Origin of the sequence: Reichenbachiella versicolor (genome assembly GCF_003171675.1) — a bacterium.
GTDB lineage: Bacteria > Bacteroidota > Bacteroidia > Cytophagales > Cyclobacteriaceae > Reichenbachiella > Reichenbachiella versicolor.
The window spans coordinates 56,551-80,670 of record NZ_QFZQ01000009.1; the positions used below are offsets into that span (position 1 = coordinate 56,551).

Annotated in this window: 15 protein-coding genes; 9 read left to right on the forward strand and 6 right to left on the reverse strand. The window is 38.3% G+C overall.

Annotated elements, in window-relative coordinates:
• The first annotated feature begins 21 nt into the window (after nt 1–21).
• Nucleotides 22–771, forward strand: coding sequence for an SH3 domain-containing protein (locus DKG80_RS17285; RefSeq protein WP_109832632.1), 750 nt, complete (start codon nt 22–24; stop codon nt 769–771).
• On the opposite strand, the gene DKG80_RS17290 is transcribed toward DKG80_RS17285, so the two are convergent.
• Nucleotides 772–1,578: an SDR family oxidoreductase gene (locus DKG80_RS17290; RefSeq protein WP_109832633.1), complete on the reverse strand. Its 807-nt coding sequence runs from the start codon at nt 1,576–1,578 to the stop codon at nt 772–774.
• Between the two features lie 335 nt (nt 1,579–1,913).
• Between DKG80_RS17290 and DKG80_RS17295 the strand changes: the two genes are divergently transcribed.
• From DKG80_RS17295 to DKG80_RS17330, 8 genes are all read left to right on the forward strand, one after another.
• On the forward strand, nt 1,914–2,360 hold the full coding sequence (locus tag DKG80_RS17295) for a hypothetical protein (protein ID WP_109832634.1): 447 nt from the start codon (nt 1,914–1,916) through the stop codon (nt 2,358–2,360).
• Between the two features lie 51 nt (nt 2,361–2,411).
• Nucleotides 2,412–2,936, forward strand: a complete 525-nt coding sequence (gene dcd / locus DKG80_RS17300) for a dCTP deaminase (RefSeq protein WP_109832635.1) — start codon at nt 2,412–2,414, stop codon at nt 2,934–2,936.
• Between the two features lie 299 nt (nt 2,937–3,235).
• Complete coding sequence (gene yidD, locus DKG80_RS17305; RefSeq protein ID WP_394342255.1) at nt 3,236–3,475, forward strand: membrane protein insertion efficiency factor YidD; 240 nt, start codon at nt 3,236–3,238, stop codon at nt 3,473–3,475.
• Nucleotides 3,468–3,890, forward strand: coding sequence for a phosphoribosyl-AMP cyclohydrolase (locus DKG80_RS17310; RefSeq protein ID WP_109832636.1), 423 nt, complete (start codon nt 3,468–3,470; stop codon nt 3,888–3,890). Before yidD ends, DKG80_RS17310 begins: the two co-directional genes overlap by 8 nt.
• Nucleotides 3,891–3,932: 42 nt before the next feature.
• Entirely contained in the window at nt 3,933–5,147 is a 1,215-nt protein-coding gene (locus DKG80_RS17315) for a GTP-binding protein (RefSeq protein ID WP_109832637.1), read from the forward strand.
• 79 nt (nt 5,148–5,226) lie between these two features.
• A complete protein-coding gene (gene cysS / locus DKG80_RS17320) occupies nt 5,227–6,723 on the forward strand; it encodes a cysteine--tRNA ligase (RefSeq protein WP_109832638.1) in 1,497 nt (498 codons plus the stop codon).
• Nucleotides 6,724–6,749: 26 nt separating this feature from the next.
• Nucleotides 6,750–7,778 carry a homocysteine S-methyltransferase family protein gene (locus DKG80_RS17325; protein WP_109832639.1) on the forward strand — a complete coding sequence of 343 codons (1,029 nt, stop codon included), beginning with the start codon at nt 6,750–6,752 and terminating at the stop codon, nt 7,776–7,778.
• Nucleotides 7,779–7,803: 25 nt separating this feature from the next.
• Nucleotides 7,804–8,199, forward strand: coding sequence for a 6-carboxytetrahydropterin synthase (locus tag DKG80_RS17330; protein ID WP_162555954.1), 396 nt, complete (start codon nt 7,804–7,806; stop codon nt 8,197–8,199).
• A 94-nt stretch (nt 8,200–8,293) separates the two neighbouring features.
• Here the strand turns inward: DKG80_RS17330 and DKG80_RS17335 are convergent, their stop codons facing one another.
• From DKG80_RS17335 to DKG80_RS17355, 5 genes are all read right to left on the reverse strand, one after another.
• Nucleotides 8,294–9,541: a glycosyltransferase family protein gene (locus tag DKG80_RS17335; RefSeq protein ID WP_109832641.1), complete on the reverse strand. Its 1,248-nt coding sequence runs from the start codon at nt 9,539–9,541 to the stop codon at nt 8,294–8,296.
• 6 nt (nt 9,542–9,547) lie between these two features.
• Nucleotides 9,548–10,579: a PorP/SprF family type IX secretion system membrane protein gene (locus tag DKG80_RS17340; RefSeq protein WP_109832642.1), complete on the reverse strand. Its 1,032-nt coding sequence runs from the start codon at nt 10,577–10,579 to the stop codon at nt 9,548–9,550.
• 7 nt (nt 10,580–10,586) lie between these two features.
• The gene (locus tag DKG80_RS17345; RefSeq protein ID WP_109832643.1) at nt 10,587–21,074 is read right to left on the reverse strand and encodes a BspA family leucine-rich repeat surface protein; all 10,488 of its coding nucleotides are present in this window, start codon (nt 21,072–21,074) and stop codon (nt 10,587–10,589) included.
• A 578-nt stretch (nt 21,075–21,652) separates the two neighbouring features.
• Nucleotides 21,653–22,285: a response regulator gene (locus DKG80_RS17350; RefSeq protein WP_109832644.1), complete on the reverse strand. Its 633-nt coding sequence runs from the start codon at nt 22,283–22,285 to the stop codon at nt 21,653–21,655.
• Nucleotides 22,282–24,120: a tetratricopeptide repeat-containing sensor histidine kinase gene (locus DKG80_RS17355; protein ID WP_162555955.1), complete on the reverse strand. Its 1,839-nt coding sequence runs from the start codon at nt 24,118–24,120 to the stop codon at nt 22,282–22,284. The genes DKG80_RS17350 and DKG80_RS17355 overlap by 4 nt, the downstream gene beginning before the upstream one ends.

The window sequence follows — 24,120 nt, forward strand, 5'->3', positions numbered from 1 at the left end:
GGATGCAAAGCTATCAATCAGATGAACAAAAGACAAAAATTACTATCTCTTTTATTTCTAATATTTTCAGTAGTATTTATCTCTGTACCGTACTCTTCTCTTTCCCAGGAGGTTAATCATGTTTTAACCAAAGCTGATTCCCTTTTTAAGGAAAAAAAATACACAGAGTCGTTTGAATTGTATGCTCAAATATTAGAATCAGACCACCAAGCGACGGATCAGATGCTTTTGAAAATGGCCTACATTAAAGAAGGACTAGGAGATTACAGTGAGGCTTTACTTTATCTTAATAAGTATTACCGTCATAGTGCCGATAAGAGAGCTCGGTACAAAATGGAAGATATAGCTCAAGAGAAACAGTTATTTGGGTATACTAGTGATGATACAGAGTTTATTGTAGGGTATGTCAATAGAAATGCCATTGTTTTCTACATGATAGTATTTTCGGTGATCCTGTTCCTATTGTTTGTAATTGTCTATAGAAAGTTGAAATCCAAAACTAACGCTACTCCATATGCTATTGGTGCTTTGGTGCTTCTCGTCCTTTTTTGGTTTGCGATTAATTTCCAATTAGCACCCGCAAGAGGGATAGTAATAGACAGTCATGCTTATTTGATGAGTGCCCCGTCATCAGGAGCAGATTTGGTAGAGGTAATTGATAAAGGACATAGAGTGAAAGTACTTGATCAAACTGATGTTTGGACTAAGATCTCTTGGCAAGAGAAAGAAGTGTACATTCGAAATGAAAAAATTAAGCTTGTAGCAAGTTGATTACCGGGTGAATAACTCAGGGTCTTCTTTTTTCATTACGCGATAGACTGTTCTGTCCATCCACCTAGGGAAGCGCTTATTCAAGAAGATCAGTGCTTTTCCGAGAAGTGTAAGAATTACATCTCGCCGATGATGAGTTTGACCATAGTATAGGTATTTTGCCACCTTTTCAGCACTCATCATCTTGGACTCGTCGCGTGGAGACTCTCCTTGTACAACTCCATCACCTCTAAGGGCAAACTTACGGATGTTTGTACTAGTATAGCCTGGATTAATTACCATCACATGTACTCCTTTTGCTTTCATTTCGAGTCTCAAGGATTCAAAAAAACCTTGCATCGCAAATTTTGAAGCAGAGTAGGCTGTACGTCCAGGGGTGCCTCTATACCCGTTGATAGAAGACACACCAACAATAGATCCTTGGGATTTGACGAGATAGGGAAGAGCAAACTTTACATATTTAACAGTTCCCATAAGGTTGATTTTCATAATTTCCTCAAATACATCTAGATCAACATCTTCGAACATCGCACGTTGAGAGACACCAGCATTACAAATAAGTACGTCCAGTGTTCCGTATTTTTTTATGGCGAAGTCAATGACTTTTTTTGCTCCATCTGTATTAGCAGCATCTTTTACTATATAATCAGCTTCTCCACCTTTTTCCTCTATTGACTGTAGGACATGTTTTAGTCGTTCCTCTTCTCGTCCTGTAAACACGACGTAAAATCCTTTGGTAGCATATAGCTCCGCACATGCTCTACCTATTCCTGAGGAACCACCAGTTATTACTACAGTTTTTTTCATCTATCCGAATTCAATGTCAAAGATATAACTGAAAAAGCCTAGAGCAGTTTCATCTTGGCGAGAATTGTCAAGTAGTCAACTTGGGATAATCTTATTTAGATGTTAAGTCATACACTCGATTGGTTTTGATTTCCTGTTAGTTTTTGACGGTATGGAAAACTTCTAATGCAACAATGTTGCGATTATCCATGCCTAAAATATATTTGCTGTTATCGAATAAGTATCATTCCAATAAAAAGAAGAAGGTTGAATATATGGTTATTTTGTTTTCTGCTAGACAAACCTTTCTCTTGATTTTTAAAGGAGTAACTCAAACAGGATAAATAATAATTGATATGTGTTTTGGATCGAATCTTTACTCTAGCCTTGAAGTTTTTATTAAGAGAGCATTTTTCTCTTTATTGATAATAGTATCGGTTATGGCTTGTGGTCATTCTGATAAGTCAAATAAAATTCTTCAAGAAGCGTATGAGGTTCATAAAAAATCGGTTTTAGTACGAGCTCAATTAAATGACCAACTTACTATGCTTAGAACGGCAGAATATCAAGAAGAAAATAAAGCTGAAATTGATTCAATTGAATTACAAGTCAAAGAATGGGATGGGCAATTGATTGAAGTTCCAGGCATAGAAGAAGAGCATGATCATTCAGGGCATGATCATAATCATGAGGTAGAAGTTAAGCTATCTCCTGATCAACATTTGAAACTGCAAGAGCACTTACTTCTTGAAATTCGTTCAATAGAAAACAAGATTAATGAATTGATGCAGAGTAATAAGTAATATTGACTTAATATAGCGGCGGGAACTTCAAATTAGAAAAACCAATACGTAATGATATTAAGTGGTCTAGAGATTAAAGAGCGAATGGGAAAGGATATTAGGATAGAGCCCTATAATCCTAATCAATTGAACCCTAATAGCTATAACCTTCGACTTCATGATGAGTTAGCTGTCTACGACAATCATGTCTTAGATATGAAAGTTGAGAATAAGGTGACCAAACTGACTATTCCTGAGAGTGGTCTTCAATTGGAACCAGGAAAACTTTATCTAGGCCGTACACTAGAACATACCAAAACTGACAATCTCGTTCCTATGCTAGAAGGTAGAAGTAGCATAGGTAGGCTAGGAATGTTTGTTCACGTGACTGCGGGTTTTGGCGATGTTGGATTTAATGGTTTTTGGACTTTAGAAATATTTGTGGTTCAACCCTTGATAATTTATCCAAGTGTTGAAATATGTCAGATATATTATCACCACCTCGATGGTGACTATACTCAATATGAAAGTGGTAAGTATCAAAATAATGAAGGGATACAGCCAAGTATGCTTTACAAGGATTTTACTAAGAAATAAAAGCAATACTCTTTGAGTGAAGGAATAGCTAAAATAAGTTCAGGATTTCATTTTTGAACAATGTTTTCAAGTTAGGTACTTTTTAGGTAACCTATAGAAAATAGCGTCTTTGTCTAAAACCTCTTTGAGAGGTGCTAAAAAGTTGAATAGAAGGTTTATCCAAGGATAAACTCTATTAGTTTTATACAAAGCAAACCATAAGTCAATCAAGAAAGAGTATTGAAACTTAAACTAATGCAACATTGTTGCGTTAGCTAATTGCGTTTACATTTGTAAAAAATTTCATAAAGGTGCACATTTTGAAATACATAGCTAAGTTCTTAGCCATAGGAGCTATTCGATTTTATCAAATAGGTATATCTCCTTACTTCCCATCATCATGTCGACATACTCCTACATGCTCAGGATATATGCTAGAAGCCATTCAAGAATGGGGAGTATTTAAAGGGATAGTTCTTGGATTGAAAAGACTCAGTAAGTGTCACCCATATGGTACATACGGATATGATCCTGTTCCTAAAAAAGCAAAAGATGAATAAGCCTTTTAAGTATTCTACAGAAGAACTGGAGGAAGGACTTGACCTTCTATTACAATTTGAAAAAAGGGGAGGTTTGCTTCCGGTAGCTGTTCAGGAGACTGCGACGGGCCAAATTCTCATGTTAGCATCTGTCAACAAAGAAGCATTTGAGAAAACGATCAAGACTGGTTTAGCTACGTTTTGGAGTACTTCTCGAAATACACTTTGGACCAAAGGTGAGACCTCAGGAGATACTTTAAAGATGGATAACATATTGGTAGATTGTGATCAAGATGCTTTAGTGTATCAAGTGACACTATTGGGAGATGGAGTATGTCATACTTATGGTAGTAACGAAAGACACCGAAAGGCCTGCTTTTATCGTGAATTGAAGGTTGAGAAAGAGGGACTCCAATTTGTAGAAGGAATGCAATAACAGAATAAGTGCTTTTGTATTAAAAAAATTAAGCTGAAGATAATGCCAAACAATAATAAGTTACCCGTTACTGTTCTTAGTGGTTTTTTGGGAGCAGGTAAGACCACTCTTTTAAACCATGTTTTGCACAATAAGGAAGGATTGAAAGTAGCGGTCATAGTCAATGACATGAGCGAAGTAAATGTCGATGCTGATCTAGTGAAAAATGAAAACACACTCTCGAGGACTGAAGAAAAACTCGTAGAGATGAGTAATGGCTGTATTTGCTGTACGTTGAGAGAAGACTTGATGGTAGAGGTAGAACGATTGGCAAAAGAAAATAGGTTTGACTATCTGTTAATAGAAAGTACAGGTATTAGTGAACCAATTCCAGTAGCACAAACTTTCAGTTTTGTGGATGATGAAAACGGAATTGATCTTTCGCAGTTCAGTTATATAGATACAATGGTGACAGTGGTAGATGCGTTCAATTTCTTCAAAGACTTTGGTAGCCCAGACCTTTTGGTAGATCGAGATTTAACAGATATTGCTGGAGATGATCGTACGATTGTTCATCTTTTGACCGACCAAGTTGAATTCGCGAATGTTATTATTCTGAATAAAGCGGATCTAGTTGATGAGAAAAATTTAGGTGTCCTTCGCTCTACTTTAAAAAAACTCAACCCTACGGCCAAGATTATAGAATCATCATATAGTAAGGTAGAACCTCAGAAAATCTTAAATACAGGATTATTCAATTTTGACGAAGCAGAACAAGCTCCTGGATGGGAAGAGGAACTGAATAAAGAAGAACATACTCCTGAAACTGAAGAGTATGGAATTACCTCATTCGTGTACAGAAGTATAAAACCATTTGATCCGATTAGGTTATATAATTATGTAGAGAATGATTTTCCTAATTCGATAATAAGAAGTAAAGGATTGTTTTGGTTGGCTTCGCGCCCAGATCAAGCGCTTTCTTGGGGTCAAGCAGGAGGAATACATGATGTCAATAGTGCAGGTGTCTGGTGGAGTAGTATGCCTTTTGATCAAAGAATAATGTATCCAAGCTTTTTAGAAAATCAAGAAGATATTCAGTCTGGTTGGGACGTTAGGTATGGGGATAGAAAAAATGAGTTAGTATTCATTGGACATGAAATGGATGAACAGGCTATTAAGTCAGATTTGGATGCTTGTTTAAGTACGGATGATGAATTAGATACAGACTTCTGGGTAGAGGGATATAAGGATAATTGGCCTATTGACTCCATGTCATGATCAATTTCACGATAACAGATTGGTGTCGTTAAAACCTAAAACAATTTTCTAAAAATAAAGCTTTTAGCTCAGAGTAAATTTGGATTCATTTAGTCAAGATATTTATATTAAAAATACTCTTAGTGGAGATAAAGAGTTATTCAAACCTATTAGCGAAGGAAGGGTAGGTATGTACGTATGTGGACCTACCGTGTACGGTGAACCACATTTGGGACATGCCAGATCGGCGATTACTTTTGATGTGATCTATCGCTATTTTTCTTTTCTAGGTCTTAAAGTCAGATATGTTCGCAATATAACGGATGTTGGCCATCTTGAAGATGAACTAGCAGATCAGGGAGAGGATAAAATCATTAAGAAAGCACGATTAGAACAGCTGGAACCAATGGAGGTAGCACAGAGGTACACCAATCTGTATCGTGATACGATGGCAAAGCTTAATGTATTGCCACCTTCTATCGAACCAACTGCTTCCGGTCATATTACTGAGCAAATAGAAGTTATTCAGGAAATTCTATCCAATGGCATGGCTTATGAATCCAATGGTTCAGTTTATTTGGATGTGAATGCTTACGCAGATAAATACCATTATGGAGAATTGTCTGGGAGGGTATTAGATGAGTTGATGGCTGGCAGTCGAGACCTTGAGGGTCAGCAAGAAAAAAAGAACCCTGCAGACTTTGCGCTGTGGAAGAGAGCAGAAGCGTCTCATATCATGCAGTGGTCTTCTCCTTGGGGTAAGGGGTTTCCAGGTTGGCATATTGAATGTACAGCGATGAGTAAAAAATATTTAGGACTACCATTCGATATTCATGGTGGAGGTATGGATCTTAAATTCCCTCATCACGAAGCTGAAATTGCACAGAGCTATGCTGCCTTCGGATGTACTCCTGTCAATTATTGGTTGCACAATAATATGATGACATTAAAGGGACAGAAAATGGCTAAGTCTAAAGGTAATTTTATTACACTTGGTCAGATGTTCAGTGGTGAGCATGAGCTGTTACTACAGGCTTATGATCCTATGACAGTTAGGTTTTTAATGTTACAAGCACACTATGGGAGTGTAATTGACTTTTCTAATGAAGCCCTTAAATCTGCAGAAATCGCTTGTAATAAACTTCAGAAAGGTTTGGAGTTAATAGGTGGTTTAGAATCAAAATCAGATAAGATCGTTGATAATGAGTTATCTCAACAAATTTTGACAGCTTGTGAAAACTGCTATGTCAAAATGAATGATGATTTTAATACCGCTCAGGTGCTGGCTAGCTTATTTGAGTTAATGTCTCTGGCCAATAAGTTTGAGAATAAAGAAAGCAACGTAACTGAAGAAGCATTAAGTCAACTTAAAAGAACTTTTAAAGGGTTCTTCTGTGATGTGTTAGGTATTCAGCCTCAGGAGAGTTCTGAAAATGATTATTTACCAGAAGTCATGGAGATTATTTCAGAAATCAGAAACGATGCTCGATCAAAGAAAGACTTTCAAATGGCTGATTTTATTCGTGATAGGTTAGCAGTTATTGGGATAAAAATCAAAGACAGTATAGACAAGACTACATTCGAATTCAACGGTTAGTCAAAAATTAGTTAAAAAGAAATTAGATGAATAAGCCAGATGTAAGAGAATTAGTAAAAGAAAAAATCCTTGTACTAGATGGAGCCATGGGGTCTTTGATTCAAACTTATAAGTTACAAGAAGAGGATTTTAGAGGAGAGAGATTCAAAAATCACTCTGTTCCACTTAAAGGAAACAATGATTTACTTGGACTGGTACGTCCTGATATATTAAAAGAGATTCATGGTGTATATCTTGAGGCTGGAGCCGACATTATTGAAACCAATACATTCTCTGGTACTTCTATTGCACAGGCGGATTATAAATTAGAGAGTGCCGTGTATGATATCAATTATGAGTCTGCTAAAGTAGCCAAAGAGATTGCGGATGAGTACACGAAAAAAAATCCTAATAAACCAAGATATGTCGCTGGAACAATTGGCCCAACTAATAGAACCCTTTCTCTTTCTCCTGATGTGAATGATCCGGGGTATAGAGCAGTAACTTGGGACGAAATGGTCGCTTCATATCAAGAACAAGCAGGGGCCTTAATCGATGGAGGTGTGGATATATTAATGGTTGAAACTATCTTTGATACTCTGAACGCTAAAGCTTGCCTTTTTGCCATTGAAGAGTCCTACAAAGAGAGAGGAGTGAAACTACCAATTATGGTTTCAGGAACGATCACGGATGCATCAGGTAGAACTTTGAGTGGACAGACAGCTGAGGCGTTTTTGGCATCTGTATCTCACATGGATTTGCTATCGGTAGGCTTCAATTGTGCATTAGGGGCAAAAATGATGAAGCCATATTTAGAAATTCTCTCTAATAATTCCGAATTTGGCATCAGCGCTCATCCTAATGCAGGGTTGCCAAATGAAATGGGAGAATATGATGAGTCGCCTACTGATATGACTGAACAGATTCAAGAGTATCATGATGGTGGTCTGGTCAATATCATTGGAGGTTGTTGTGGGACTACGCCAGAGCATATCAAGGCTATGGCCGAAATGGCAGCTAAGTATGAGCCAAGAGAAATTAAGTCATCCTCTAGTTGCTGTGTCAATTGTGACTAAGGTAGTTTTTTAGATTAAGGAGAATTTGAAAGTAATTAAGAAATATCACTTCTACGCAGCTCACCGAAATGAGTATTTGGAAAATAAGTGCAGTAACCTGCATGGTCATACCTATTATGTAGAGGTCAAACTTTCTATTGAAGAAGTGGATGGAAGAGGTATTACTATGTTGTTTGAAGATATTGATAATTACATAGATCCTATAATCAAAGAATACGATCACATTACATTCATCAATTCTTCAGACAAAGAATTATTGAATGCTTTGACTCCATTAGGGATGAAGCTTAAAGTGTTTGATTTTCCTACCAGTGCTGAGAATATTTGTAAGCAACTCTACACCGATATTAAAAATGTCGGTATTCCAGTAGTAGAAGTTGCTTTGAGAGAAACCACTAGTTCAGTGGTGGTGTATCCGTAATAGGGTTTTCAAAGTATAGATTGACGATAGTAGCTTTCTAATCAAATAGAAACACTATAGTAATTAGGAGTGATTTATCTATTAAGAATAAAGTTTATAAAATTTTGTACTTAGCTAAGGCTCTGACGAAAGCGTCCTTATAGCCAATTTCCCGTACAGATTTCATAGCCTTTAGAGCGGTTTCGCGATTATCATATATCCCGAAATAGTACCTGTCCAAGCCGTCTTTACCTCTAGACATCTGGACGTCTGAATCTTCAAGAGGAATAAAAAACTCAGGTTCTGGTTTCATATTTCTTGGCATAGCTATTACTTGAATTGCAAACCCTTTTCTAGTTTCTTCTTCAATAACTTCTAAGTCTTCGGATACTTCTACCAATTGGATAGTGTCAATATTGATAGTCTCTGGTTCAATGGTTTCTATAATTTGTTCTATGGAATCTGTAGCGTTATCTTCATCAGTTTTGAAAACTAATTTACCAGTGTACAATGAGGATTTACCTCCGCCTTTGTTACTTGCGAAAAAACTCTCACCTGATGGGTAAGTAGAAAAGTAAGCATCAAAACGTTCACTATTTATTGTATCTCCCATGTTGATGGGTTCACTCCATTCTGTCCAAGTATCACCAAGCTTTTTACTCATGTATATATCAAAGCTTCCTTTTCCAGAGTGTCCATCACTGGCGAAAAAGAGAGTTTTTAGGTGAGGGGCATAAAAAGGTGCTATTTCTGATGCGTTAGAATTAACGCTTTTGCTAATTTGGATGGGGCCAACCCAATTTGGTCCATCTAGTTGATAGACATAAATATCTTCGTTTCCTCTTCCATGTCTGGTTCTCATAGAAAGAAAGATTACCCCTTCCTCTGGATTGATAAAGAAATTTCTTAGTAGACTTTCCATGGGGAAAGTGGCATTCAGCTCTAATGGCCTGGTCCAAGAACTGTCCGATTTCATTTTCGATGAAGATATTCCATATCTCCATCGGTTTGGACTAGAATAGGTATTCAGAAGGTAAAGTGAGCTATCAATGTCGTTTACTCCGACTACCATATTATTAAACTTATTGTTCAGAGCAAACAAATTATAAGCTTGAGTCCACTGTGAAGAATCATTCCTTTGAGAAAACCAAATATCTTGTCCAGCTTTTTCCCCACCTACATTATCCTTAGCAAAAGTACTGACGAAAAACAGCGTATTTTGATCAGCGCTCAAAATGGGGTAAGAGCATTCTGTATGCTCAAAACCACCAAGATCCATCTTTTTGTGGTCTCTAAATTCATGTTGCCCTTGCGACAAGAAAAAATTGAAAGCAACCAATAAAAATGTAAATCCTGTCTTCATAGAAGTCTACCAAACGGGTTTGTATTTCTGATTATTAAATAGCTGAACACCAATGGTTAGTTCATGTGTATTTAAGTCTCTTACGTTTTGGTTAGCGGTTTTAAATTCATACGAATAGGTAACAGAATAAATACTCTTAAACGCTATTCGTATCATTGAGATGAATGATTTGTCGTTTCGATACGACAATCCAAGCATCAGGTCGTTCATGTAACTCAACCGAACACCAGCATCAAGTAGAGTAGGAGTTTGGGGAGTTTTTCTAAGGAAAAAGTTGGGTGTTAGTTCAAAAAATTGATTGAGACTCAAACGTACCCCACCTAAAAAATTATGAGTGAGATCTGTTGAGTTTTGCCTAAAAGCCTCATTTCGCCCCAATTTAGAGTTTAAATATGAGATCATAGAATACGAGAAGTAAAATCTACTAGAATAAAACGCTAAACCTATATGGTTATCCATATAGGAGGCACTTGTTCCTTGAGAGAGATATGCTTGATACACTTGATCGTTATTAGGATTTAGTACAGTCAAATCTCTCAAATCAACCTGTTCTAGAATATAACCTGTAGAGATACCGAGAGACAGATAAGAGTCTCTAAGAACAAGAACATGCAAAGCTGTACTGGCCATCAGGTGTGTACGATCGATTGGGCCAACACTATTTTGCATGAAATAACCTCCTACACCCATCTTGAGATTTTTTTTCTTGTAAGGAGACATGTCACTGACTCTAATAGAATTGTACTCATGAGGATTCATTCTATTGACCAATAGCGTACTATTGGCATTAAAGAAGTTACTTTTTGGAGCCCCGTCTGTATTTCGCCATTGTTGACGTGTACCTAGATTTATATCTAAATAATCATTAGCCCCTGTCAGTCCAGGGGCGTAAGTCTGCATTATATTAAAATACTGCCCAAGTAATTGCTGTTGAGCCCAACTGACCTGCTTTACAGAGCACAAGAGTGTTGTAAAGAATAAGATCAAGTATTCTTTTTTCAGTAGGAGTATTTTTCTCTTTTGCTTCTTCAACTTCATCTTGTGCTTATAATATCACTACAAATCCATTTTTCTTAATGATGGTGCCTTCACGATCCAACTCTATGAAATAGTAGTAGGTATCCTTAGGTAGTTTTTCACCTTTGTATCTTCCATCCCATGGACGATCATACCCTTGAGAAGAAAATACCCTTTTGCCATTTCTATCCAGAATATTAACTCTACAGTTTGGAACCAATTCAATATTTGGAATTTCCCAGAAATCATTTTCTCCATCATTGTTCGGAGTGAAAGCACTAGGTATTATGAGTTCCTTTTCAGGATTCTTTTCAATGAATATGGTGACTTCGGTAGAAATGCTAGCTCCAGCCACATCGAATGATTGTATCTCAAACGTATATTCCTTTTGAGCAAAATGAGAAAGTTGTCTGTTTGTCAATAGCTGATTGCCATCAATATAAAACGGTTCACCATCTTTTTCATCGAAAACTAACTTGTAGGTATGACTATCATTTGGATCGGGATCCTCAGTGGTCAGACTTGCAACAAACAAACCTATGGGCTCGAATTCCATGGTAGTGTTGTTGGATATCGTTATAGCTGTAGGAGGATCGTTAGTATTTACTACGCGAACTGTGAAATTTTGCCATGTAGATAAATCGCCATCATCAGCACGTAATGAAACGTCATATGAGCCAATGTCTTCATTAGTAGGCGTTCCTGATAGAACAGCAGTACCATTTGTATTGCTCTTTAGTGACAACCAAGATGGATGACCAAATGATTGTACTATAACCTTATCTCCTTCCAAGTCTTTTGTTTGGACATTATATGTAAATAATTCATCTTCATCAGCCAAGGCTTGAGGAGAGGATGTGAAGGTAGGAGCACTGTTGACACCTTTCACAGTAATCTTAAAGCTCTGTTGTTTTGGTGTAGCTATAATTCCGTCACTTACAGTTAAGACAACATCGTGAGCTCCCACATCTGAAATAGTTGGAGTTCCCTCTAATTTCTGAGTACTAGGATCAAAAGAGAGCCAAGAACTAGTCAGTGGTGAAATCATAGCATAGGTTAAGGTATTCCCGTCATCATCAGTTGCAGTTATAGTGTATGAATAGGCAATATCGCGACTCACAACTGTAATCGGAGTAGATGTAATTTTTGGTTCATCATTGACATCGTTGATATTGATAGTAAATACCTTTTCAAAGGCTAGATTTCCCGTACCGTCATCAGTAGATTTTACCCTAATAGAATAAGAACTCTTAGTTTCATGATCAAAAGCAGCTAGAGTTTGCAGTTCATCGCCTACAATTTTGAAGCTAGCATTATCGGTACTACCGGTTCCAGTTACGAGCGTGTAAGTATGCTTATCACCAGAATCAGGATCAGTAGAAGAGAACTTACCTACAGCAGAATTAGCAGTTTTATTTTCATCGATAGAATTAGCAGAGATAGCTATATCAGTAGGCTTGAAATTATCATCACCAATATTGATAGTAAAGACTTTTTCAAAGGCTAGATTTCCAGTACCATCATCAGTAGACCTTACTCTGATAGAGAAAGACTTTTTGACATCGAAATCGAACACGGCATCAGATTGTAGTTCGTCTCCAACGATTTTGAAACTAGCGTTATCCGTACTACCTGTTCCAGCGACAAGCGTATAAGTATGTTTATCACCAGTATCCTGATCAGTAGAAGAGAAATCTCCGACTTTAGAACCCTTGGCCAAACCTTCTTTAATTGAATTACTAGAAATGCTGATGTCAGACGGTTTATCATTCACATCGTTGATATTGATAGTAAATACCTTTTCAAAGGATAGATTTCCCGTTCCATCATCGATAGATTTTACCCTAATAGAATAAGAGCTCTTAGTTTCATGATCAAAGACAGCTAGAGTCTGGAGTTCATCACCTACAATTTTGAAGCTAGCATTATCGGTACTACCGGTTCCAGTTACGAGCGTGTAAGTATGCTTATCACCAGTATCAGGATCAGTAGAAGAGAACTTACCCACTGTAGAATTAATAGATTTATTTTCATCTATAGAATTATCAGTTATGGAGATAGCAGTAGGATGATCATTAGTAGGCTTAATAGTAATACTAACCGATACCTTATTACCTGTTCGGGTACCATCGCTGATTTGGTAAGTGAAGCTATCACTTGTAGTTTCAGAACCGTCATGTTTGTAGTCGAAAGATCCATCAGAATTTAAGGTCAATGTTCCGTTAGAGACGTCGGTGTCTAAGATTGCAGAAATAGCATCTCCATCAGGATCAGAATCATTTTTTAGAACTCCGTCCGCTGCGGTCTCGCTATTGGTAGAACCTTCATTGTAGGTATAAGCATCAGCTACAGCTTTTGGATCATTATCGTTAACATTAGTGATAGTAACAGTCCAGCTAGTCGATGCATTGTTTCCAAGTGGGTCAGTAGCTACAAGAGTGATTTCATATACATTGTCTTTATCGTCATCGGTTGGGACCTCATGATCTTTGGCACTCATGGTAATTACACCAGTGCTTTTACTTGTCAAAGTAAACTGACTAGCATCTTTACCAATCAAAGAATAAACTATTGTCCCAGTAGGTGCAAAAGGAGTATTTGTAATAGAAGGAGTCACCTTATAAGTAGCATCATTCTCTTTTACATTAGCATTGCTAATAGCGTCAAGTGTAAAAAGAGAACAACTGGCAGAAGAGTTCAGTTTATTTGGAATAGACCAATTCATACCAGCAGGGTCAGTTAAAAGATCGTATGCTGCCTTGGCACTCGTTCCGAACTCGCTATCATTGATACCCATATCGCGATTAGTGACACTAGAGTTTACAGTAGCCCATCCATTTAAAATAGAAGAAAAGTTGATGCAGCCGACTCCAGAAGAATGGAAAATATTACTCAATAATACATTTGAGTTGAGTTTCCATGAACCAAGGTTTTGATCAAAGGATTTTGCTAGAGCAAACATTGATTGCATATTGGTACAGCTACTTACATCCCATGAACTAATATCTTGATTGAATGCATCGTTGTAAGTAAACATCTGACGCATCTCCTTTACATTTCCAACACTCCACCCGCTGATGTTATGGTTAAAAGAATCAGCATTTTCGAACATTCGACTCATGTTTTCTACGCTGGTAACATCCCATGAACTGATATTTTGATTAAATACAGACGCCCCTGCAAACATCGCTTCCATGTTTTTCACAGCGTTGGGTGAATTGAACCAATTGCTGATATTTCCATTGAAGAGGGATGCTCCTGCAAACATGTCTTGTACGTTTTCTATTCCAGTAACTGTCCAATTATGATTACCTAAATCAGTCAAAGAAGAATTATCAAGAAACATCTCGTTGAGATTGGTCACCGAGTTGGTTACCAAATCTGGTACATCGCTAGCTGTAATGGTCAAATTACTACAACCTTTAAAGGCTCTTTCCATAGATGTCCAAGGGTTATTACCCCATTGTTCTATTTTTAGAATTTTTTGATCATCGCCCACACCATTGAAATAGATCTGTGGAAAATCACCAATTATGGTAACTCGATACGTGCCAGCTGTACCAAAATCAATAGTAGCATCTCCTGAATAAGGACCGACCGTACCATTGATACTTGCATCAGAAGTATTCATGTAATGCACATAGTAATCATATCCAGTTCCTGTAGTGGGAATAGTTATTTCAGTAGAAGATGAAGTGCCAGGGTTATCACTTTTCCAAATAGTCACAAAGGGACGATCTGAAGAAGGGTTACAGTTAGAAGTTCCAGTTCCTAGCACATCATTATTTATAGTCCAGCCGAGGGCATCGGTCAAGGTAGCTCTAGCTTCTATAATATGTGAACCATAGGTAAGTCCTTTTGCGCCTAATGTTCTACCACTAACAGTTGGTGATAATGCAGACCATCCCGAAATCGTCTTAGAATAGCTATCACATGTTATTCCCGAATCATCCAACATATTGGTCATATCTACTGCTGGATTTAGCTTCCAGCCGCCAAGGTCTTGATCAAAGGCTACAGCATCACGAAACATTTTTTCCATACTAGTTGCCTTACTAATGTCCCATCCACTGATGTCTTGATTGAAACTATGGGCATTATCAAACATTCCACTCATGTTTTCTACATTCATCACATTCCAAGGACCTAAGTCTTGGTTAAATGAAGATGCATTCTGGAACATATTGCTCATATCTTTTACCGTCTGTACATCCCATGAACCAGTTCCCAATGAGGTCAACGAACTAGCTTCCCTGAACATATTGCGCACGCTAGTTACTAGGCTGAGATCAGGAGCGTCTGAAGCTGTGACGGTCAAATTGTTGCAGCCACTAAAAGCATCCGCCATAGAAGTCCAAGAATTGTTACCCCATTGCTCTATCTCAAGTATTTTCAGATCATCACCTCTGCCATTGAAGTGTATTCGAGGAAAATCTCCAACGATTGTCACTCGATAAGTACCAGCTGTACCAAAATTAATAGTAGCATTTCCTTTGAAAGGCCCAATAGTGCCATTGATAGCAGCGTTATCTGTTTTTACATAATGCACATAATAGTCATAGCCAGCTCCAGTAGTAGGTATATTGATTTGAGTCGAAGATGAGACGCCACCATTATCACTTTTCCAGAGCGTGACAAAAGGCTTGTCAGTTGAAGAAGAGCAGTCTGCCGTGCCGGTGCCAAGAGCATCATCTTTGATTGCCCACCCATTGTTTATTAGAATAGCTCTAGACTTGATAGCATGAGAGCCGTAAGCAAGTCCGTTGGCTGAACCTAAGTCTCTACCAGTTACTACAGGAGATTGAGCAGACCATCCAGTTAGAGTCTTGGAATAATTTTCGCATGACATTCCAGAATTGTAAAACAAGCCTTTCATGTCTACTAAAGCATTCAGCTTCCAACTTCCGAGATCTTGATCAAAGCTACTTGCATGAAAGAACATGTCATGCATGTCCGTAATGTTCTCCGTGTTCCAATTGAGTGGATAATTGAATGAAGAAGCATGAAAAAACATGTCTAAGGTGTTTGTCAGTTTATCTGTTTTCCATCCACTGATGTCTTGATTAAACTTTCTAGCATATGCAAACATGCTTCCCATATTAGTCACTTCACCTACATCCCATGCGCTAATATCTCCGTTGAATTCAGGAGTTCCAGCAAACATCGTCGACATGTTGCTGACGTTTGATACATCCCAATTGGCAGCTCCCAAAGACGTCAGTGAGCTAGCTCCGGTAAACATCAGTGACATGTTAGTCACAGAGCTCAAGTTAGGAGCATCAGCAGCCGTTATAGTCAAATTACCACAACCTCTAAAAGCACGCTCCATAGAAGTCCAAGGATTGTCTCCCCATTGTTCTATTCTCAGGATTTTGTTTTTATCACCACCATCATCGAAGTAAATCTGAGGAAAATCTCCCAAGATGACTACATTATATGTTCCAGCTGTACCAAAGTCAATAGTAGCGTTTCCAGTAAAAGGTCCAACAGTGTTATAAATAGTAGGGTCATCTGTTTTTATATAATAAACATAATAGTTGTAGCCAGCCCCATTGGTAGGTATAGTGATTTGAGTAGAAGATGAAGTGCCAACATTATCACTTTTCCAGACGGTAATGAAAGGTTTACTAGCGGTAGGATCGCAGTCAAAAAATACATCGTCATTAATTGTCCACCCATTGCTAATTAGTATGGCTCTATACTTGATAGCATTAGATCCAAATGCAGCACCATTGGTTGAACCTAGATTTCTACCAGTTACCACAGGAGATTGAGTAGCCCAGCCCGTTAAAGTTTTCGAATAATTTTCACAAGATATTCCAGCATTTCTTAACATGCTTCTCATGTCTACTGCAGTATTTAATTTCCAGCCTCCTAAATCTTGATCGAAATCACGAGCATTATTGAACATGTTCCTCATGTCCGTAATGTTCTCCGTATTCCAATTGAGAGGGTAATTGAAAGAAAAAGCCTGACCAAACATCGCTGATGCATTTATTAGTTTGTCAGTTTTCCATCCACTGATATCTTGATTGAACTTTCTAGCATCTCCAAACATGCTTCCCATGTTGGTCACTTCACTTACATCCCATGTGCTAATATCTCCGTTGAATTCAGTGGCTCCTGTAAACATCGACATCATATTATTGACTGTTGATACATCCCATTTGGTATATCCTGAAGCCCCCAAAGACGTCAATGAACTAGCTCTTTCAAACATTAGAGACATATCCTTTACGGAGCTTAGATTTGGAGCATCAGCAGCCGTGATAGTCAAATTACCACAACCTCTAAAAGCACGCTCCATAGAAGTCCAAGGATTGTTACCCCATTGTACTATTTGAAGGATTTTGTTTTTATCGTCACCATCATTGAAGAAAATCTGAGGAAAATCTCCGGTGATGCTTACACGATACTCTCCAGCTGTTCCAAAATCTATTACCGCATCTCCTGAAAAAGGACCTTCAATACCATTGATTGATGCGTCATCTGTTTTTACATAATGAACATAGTAGTCATAGCCAGTTCCGGTAGTAGGTATCTTGATTTGCGTAGCAGTGGTGGAGCCTGTATAGGTATTGTTACTGTCCCAGATCGTCACGAAGTTATTACTACTAGAAGGTGGAGAACAGCTACTCGCTCCAGTACCCAATGCATCACCAGTAATAGTCCAGCTTCGATCATCAGCCAATACTTTTCTAGCACTGATAGCATCAAAACTATAAATGAGATCTTTAGCTCCTATATTTTTGCCATTGACAGCAGGGGATTGCGCTGCCCATCCGTTAAGTGTACTAGAATACGAGTCACATGACATGCCCGATCTATCTAACATGGAAAACATCGTTATAGATGGATTTAATTTCCAGCCTCCTAGATCTTGGTCAAAGCTGCTTGCTCCAGAGAACATCGCTAAAGTATTAGTAACCTTTTCTACATTCCATCCGCCAATATCTTGATTAAAACTACCAGCAAGGACGAACATGCCGGCCATGTTCGTTACTTCACTGACGTCCCATGCACTAATATCTCCATTGAAGTTAAGGGCTTGTGAAAATAACCCACTCATATCTTGTACATTGGATACATCCCATTTGGTATATCCCGATGCCCCAAGAGATGTCAGTAAGTCAGCATTTTGGAACATACTGGACATACTAGTAACACCGCTCAAGTCAGGAGCATCAGTGGCAGTAATGGTTAAATTTTTACAACCCTTGAAGGCATCCTCCATAGAAGTCCAAGGATTATCGCCCCATTGTTCTATTCTTATAATTTTTTCATCGTCTCCCTTGCCATCGAAGTAAATGCTAGGAAAGTCTCCTACGATAGTTACACGGTATTCTCCAGCTGTACCAAAATCAATAGTAGCATCTCCGTTAAAAGGTCCTACGGTACCATTGATACTAGCGTCATCTGTTTTTACATAGTGTACAGAATAGTCATACCCGATGCCATCTGTAGGGATATTAATTTGAGTATTGGTTGACGTGCCAGGATTATCACTTTTCCATACCGTTACAAAAGGTTTGTTTCCAATTGGAGCGCAGTCTGATGTGCCTGTTGCAAGAGCGTCGTTTGTAATAGACCAGCCTAGCGTATTGGTAAGGGTAGCTCTATCTTTTATTGCAAGAGACCCATAGGTGATATTGGTAGCATCTAAGTTTCGATTAATGACAGTCGGCGATAAAGCTGCCCATCCAGCTAGTGTATTAGAATAATTGGTGCAGGACATACCAGTGTTGTTCAGCATATTGGACATGTCTACTGCAGGATTTAGTTTCCAACTACTGAGGTCTTGATCAAATGCCGAGGCATTGTAGAACATAGAAGACATATCAGTTACCAGCTCAACATGCCAATTTAATGGTTGGTTAAATGAACTAGCACCTTCGAACATGCGGGATGCACGGGTAAGTTTATTTGTTTTCCAGCCACCTAAATTTTGATTGAAACTTGTAGCACCAGAAAACATGAATGACATATCTGTTACCGCTTCAACATTCCATCCGCTAATGTCTCCATTAAAATTGGTAGCACCTTTAAACATATATTGCATGTCTTCTATGTTAGATACATCCCAGATAGTTGTGCCTAATGATGTCAATGAACTCGTTCGAGCAAGCATAAATGACGATGAAGTGACTCGACTGAGGTCGGGGGCATCAGTAGCAGTAATGGTTAAATTGCTACAATCTGCAAAAGAACGATGCATAGAAGTCCAAGGGTTATCTCCCCACTGTTCTATTCTGATTATTTTTTGATCATCTCCCTTGTAATCAAAGTAAATATGAGGGAATTTTCCTGTGATCGTCACACGGTATTCACCTGGCGTACCGAAATCAATATTAGCATCTCCCGTGAAAGGCCCTTCTATTCCATTGATGGTAGCATCAGAGGTGTTTTCATAATGAACGTAATAATTATATCCCCCAAGAGTTGCAGTGGATAGTAAAGTAGGTATGGTGATTTGGGTATTAGGAGTAGAACCTGTATAAGTAATAGCACTATTCCATACGGTGACGAAGTGACTGCTGCCAGATGGCTTTGCACAACCACTAGTGCTATTACCTAATATGTCGTCAGCAATTATCCAACTACGGTCGATAAGACTATTTCGAGCACTAATAGCATCGAAGCTATATTCGAGTCCGTCGGCACTTAATCTCAGACCAGAAGGAGCAGTAGAAGCCCATGAGATAAGGGTATTGGAATAATTGGTACATGAAAGCCCTGATTGGTCCAGCATTTTGGCCATATTCACAGAAGGGTTCAGCGTCCAGCTGCTGAGATCTTGATCAAAACTACTAGCCTCAAGAAACATGCTTGACATATCAGTGACAAGCTTGAAGTCCCAATTTAAAGGTTGATTAAATGAAGAAGCTTGATTGAACATTAAAGCTGTTCTCTGCAGTTTATCCGTTCTCCATCCTCTTATATCTTGATTAAAAGCAGATGCGCCAGCAAACATATTCTGCATATCGAAGACTTCACTGACATCCCAGCTACTGATATCTCCATTGAAATTAGAGGCATAATAGAATAGTGCATTCATATTAGTAACCGTCGATACATCCCAATCGACTGGTCCTAATGAGGTTATAGAGGTAGCCAAGGCAAACATTCCTCCCATATCGGTCACTGCACTTAAGTCTGGTTTGTCAGTAGCAGCAATGGTCAAATTGCTACATCCATAAAAGCCTAGCCTCATGCTAGTCCATGGGTTGTCTCCCCACTGTTCTATGCTGATAATCTTATCTTTATCACCTGTATTGTTAAAATAAATATGAGGGAAGTCTCCTGTGATGGTTACGCGATAGGTACCGGCGGTACCGAAATCGACTGTCGCATTTCCTGTAAATGGTCCAAAGATTCCGTTGATAGATGGATCAGAGGTGTTTTCATAGTGAACAAAATAGTTATATCCTCCTCCATTAGTAGGAATAATGATTTGGGTAGCAGGGGAAGAGCCTGCATAGGTGTTAGCACTATTCCATATGGTCACGAAGGGTTTATTTCCAGCAGGAGCGCAGTCCGCTGTACCAGTCCCAAGTTTATCGCCTGTCATAGTCCAGCCAGCTTTGGCTAGTATAGCTTTAGCCTCTATAGCATGCGAACCATATTCTAATTTATACACACGGCCGAAGTCTTTATTAGTGACTGTGGAAGATTGAGCTGCCCAACCTATTAGCGTGTTTGAATAATTAGTACAGGAGAGGTTTGTTGTATCCAACATGTACTTCATGTCTACTGCAGGGTTTAGTTTCCATCCTCCCAAGTCCTGATCAAAATTGGATGCTCTTAAAAACATACTCCTCATCTTGGTAATCGCCGATACATCCCAATCGGCTGGTCCTAATGAGGTTAAAGAGGTAGCAAAGGCAAACATTGCTGTCAAATCGGGTATTGCACTTAAGTTTGGTATATCGGTAGCAGTAATAGTCAAATTGCTACATCCAAAAAAGGCTCTCCTCATACTAGTCCATGGGTTGTCACCCCATTGTTCTATTCTTAGAATCTTATCTTTATCGTTAGAGTTTTGGTTATTGAAATAAATTCTAGGGAAGTCTCCTGTGATTGTTACTCGATATGTACCTGGGGTACCGAAATCAATCGTGGTTCTTCCCGTAAATGGACCTACCGTACCATTGATAGCGGGGTTAGTTGTGTTTATATACTCAACAGTATAGTTATGCCCTCCATCTTCAGCAGGAATAGTGATTTCAGTAGGACCTGAATCGCCAGGATTGTCAGTTTTCCATACGGTGACAAATGGAGCACTAGGTGAAGCAGGGGCAAAGTTTTCTGTTGACGTAGTACCCCAGTCAAGTTCTTTAGTCTCATTAGAAGAATAAGCATACAAACTACCGAATGGCATTAATGGTAAACTTGCCAATACGAATAGTAGAAAAAACGCGAGTATTTTGGCTGTAGGTGTAGGAGGATTGAACAATACAACTTTAGTACGAAGTTCACATCCGATGAACTTGCGCAAACGCAATCCAATTTGTTTCATTTTGAGCTGGTCGAAACTTTAATACGATAAATTAAAATCTAAACTTCGAGAGTCTAGATAAGGAACATCAGGGGGATTTACATTTCGAAATAAGTAAATAATAATTCAAATCAAGTGTCGTTTTTACCTAACCATACTCTTCTTGTTAAGAATTAAGTGAATAGACTTAACTCGTTATAAGGGAAACTCTTACTGTCAACTTAGGGGTAAAACGAAATTTTTCCTAAAAACATTAATGCGCAAGATTATTGGATGATTTCTTCAATTTGCTATATTTTATATCGTGTTAGTAATCATGCAATTACTAACCGTTGTTGTAACAATATTAATTCTAACACTCTTTTTTGAAGCTTTTGACAGCGTATTTTGATTTGTCGAGTTAACATCTAAAAGTTCAAAAATTCTTTTAGGTTCCAATTCTTTACTTAGGCGAAATTTGCTTTTGTGTTGAAATTATTGGCTTGATTAAAACAGGAGAAACAATGAGCGCGACAGTTTTATTAGATAGTCTGATTGATTTAAAAATAACATTGAGAGAAGGGTGGTTAGTTTTGATTTATGAGTGTGCGATGTAATCTTTAAATCAATTCTCTGTCGATTGCTAGTTTGACGAGCTCGGCTGAGGTTTTTACGTGGAGTTTTTGCATGATATTGCGGCGGTGAGTTCTGATGGTGTGTTCACTGATGAATAGAGATTCTGCCATGCGCTTGGTATTCATACCATCAGCTAGACAACGGATGATCTCAATTTCTCTTTTGGAAAGCTCTTGTAGTTTGTTTTTGGCAGAGGTCTTTCCTTTGAAGTAGTCGAATACTTCTTCGTGAATCTTCGGGTGGAAGTAGTTTTTTCGTTGACTTACTGAGGTGATCGCTTCTACTAGTTCGTCCTTAGATGCGTCTTTTAGTATATAGCCTTGAGCCCCTCGCTCGAGTGCGCCTCGGATTCGGTTAATCGATTGGTGCATGGTAAGCATCAGTACAGGGATGTCGATCTTTTCTCTTTTGAGTAAATCAAGAGCGGCCAGACCATCGATCATTGGCATATCGATATCCATAATGATAACGTCAACTTCTTTTTTTTCTAGGATAGAAGGTATCTCGTACCCGTTTTTGGTTTCGCAAGTCACGGCTATACCATCTTCCGGCTCGAACATGGTCTTCATTCCCTGTGAAAACAAGGCGTGATCGTCTACGATGAGGGCTTTAATCATGGTTCTATGATTGTTTCAGGTTTGGGAACCGGCAGGTCTATATTAATGGTAGTACCCATTCCTGTTCGGCTATCTATAATTAGTTCTCCGTCCAGTTTTTGGACGATATCATTTAGGCTATCTAGTCCGATGCCTTTTGATGCTTTTTCTACATTTTCAGATTCAAATCCATCTCCGTTGTCTTCTACTAGGATGTTGACCAAGTTGTCCTCCTCATATCCGGTTAGTGTGATGGATAGTTCTGAAGCATTGGCATGCTTGAGTACATTGCTGATCAGTTCCTGAGTGATTCGATAGAGCAATATCTCACTCTGAGCGTTGATATATACGTGATCGAGAGAAGCCGTAAACTCTACCGCTAGTCCATTGACTTTTTTCAGATGGCGTACAAGCTCAGATAGTGCAGGGACAAGACCAAAATTTTCGGATACTCCCATATTCAGTTCATGAGATATGTTTCTAATATCTTGACAGGCTTGGTCGACTAGGTTGACGATGGTTTGTTGCTTTTCTTCATTTGTACTTTTGAGACCATTGAGGTTCACTTTGACAGTAGCTAATAAACTACCAAGATGATTGTGTAATTCTTTAGCCAAGTGTTTACGCTCTTCTTCTTTGCCATTCACCATCGCTTGTAGTGTTTCAGTTTCGTGGTTTCTGAGTAGATCTTTGATTCGTGCATTGTTTTTATGGCGCTCTGCTTGGATGAGCAATCTAGAAGTACGCAGTCTTTGTCTAAAATAAAGCATTGCGATCAACAAAAGGGCGACTAAGATGATCGCAATGATGATATAGGTTTGTTGAAGTTGCTTGTCTTTTTCTAGAGTCGTTATTTCTTTTTCTCGAAGGTTGACTTCGTACTCAGTGCGCAGGTCAGCCATAGCATTGGTCGTCTCTTTGCTTTGAATACTGTCTTTGTATGCTAGATGTTGTAGTTGGTAGTCGTAAGCTTTTTGATATTCATGGGTAGAAGCGTAAATCTTGGATAATAAAAGAGACGCATCTCTGATTTGTTCTTTTAGATCTAGTTCTAAAGCCATGTCAAGACCTATGTTTAAATGTTTTTTAGCCTTATATAAATTGCCTTGTTCCCAATAAAGGTTTCCTAGTTGGTTATGATAATCAGACATTCCAAATTGGTCACCGAGAGGTTTTAATAGATCAATGGCTCTAAGTAATCCTTCTTTAGCTAGTTCGATCTTTCCTGTTTTCCAGTAAACTAATGCACGATTCCCTATCACGTAAGCTTGACCGATTGTAAGATTGAGTGAATCGAAGATAGGTTTCGCTTCATTGTAATATTGGTTGGCTGTATCATATTTGTTGATTTCGTAATATGTATATCCAGTGTTGAGAAGCGCAATTGCCAAATTGTATTCTTTACCTAATTGCCGAAGAATATCAATTGATTTGTTTTCATATTTTAATGCATTTTGAATATCTAAATTTATTGAATAAGTAGTTCCGATTTCTCCATAGCACTCTGCTAATAGTAATAATTGTTTATGCTCTTCAGCTAATTTGGCTGAATGGAAAAGAAACTTTAAACCATTTTTTAAATCTCCATTGAGTCTCTTCGATACTCCTTTTTGTTGCCATGCTATGATATAGTATTTTGGTTGAAGTTTTTCAAATCTTAGGATAGTGTCTGCATATAGCTCTTTTAAATTTGGGTCACTTGAGAATATCATGATCTGCTGATACAATAGAGCATTTGATGTGTCAGAAGGTACTTTGGTGGTTAGTACCTTCATTATACTATCTAGAGTTTCTTTGTTTTGGGCATTACCAAGATAAAATACTCCTGAAAGAATAAACAAGTATAAATACTTCAC

Coding starts and splice junctions, on each gene's coding strand:
- DKG80_RS17285 (WP_109832632.1), top strand. CDS start 22: ATGAACAAAAGACAAAAATTACTATCTCTTTTATTTCTAATATTTTCA.
- DKG80_RS17290 (WP_109832633.1), bottom strand. CDS start 1,578: ATGAAAAAAACTGTAGTAATAACTGGTGGTTCCTCAGGAATAGGTAGA.
- DKG80_RS17295 (WP_109832634.1), top strand. CDS start 1,914: ATGTGTTTTGGATCGAATCTTTACTCTAGCCTTGAAGTTTTTATTAAG.
- dcd (WP_109832635.1), top strand. CDS start 2,412: ATGATATTAAGTGGTCTAGAGATTAAAGAGCGAATGGGAAAGGATATT.
- DKG80_RS17310 (WP_109832636.1), top strand. CDS start 3,468: ATGAATAAGCCTTTTAAGTATTCTACAGAAGAACTGGAGGAAGGACTT.
- DKG80_RS17315 (WP_109832637.1), top strand. CDS start 3,933: ATGCCAAACAATAATAAGTTACCCGTTACTGTTCTTAGTGGTTTTTTG.
- DKG80_RS17325 (WP_109832639.1), top strand. CDS start 6,750: ATGAATAAGCCAGATGTAAGAGAATTAGTAAAAGAAAAAATCCTTGTA.
- DKG80_RS17335 (WP_109832641.1), bottom strand. CDS start 9,541: ATGAAGACAGGATTTACATTTTTATTGGTTGCTTTCAATTTTTTCTTG.
- DKG80_RS17340 (WP_109832642.1), bottom strand. CDS start 10,579: ATGAAGTTGAAGAAGCAAAAGAGAAAAATACTCCTACTGAAAAAAGAA.
- DKG80_RS17345 (WP_109832643.1), bottom strand. CDS start 21,074: ATGAAACAAATTGGATTGCGTTTGCGCAAGTTCATCGGATGTGAACTT.
- DKG80_RS17350 (WP_109832644.1), bottom strand. CDS start 22,285: ATGATTAAAGCCCTCATCGTAGACGATCACGCCTTGTTTTCACAGGGA.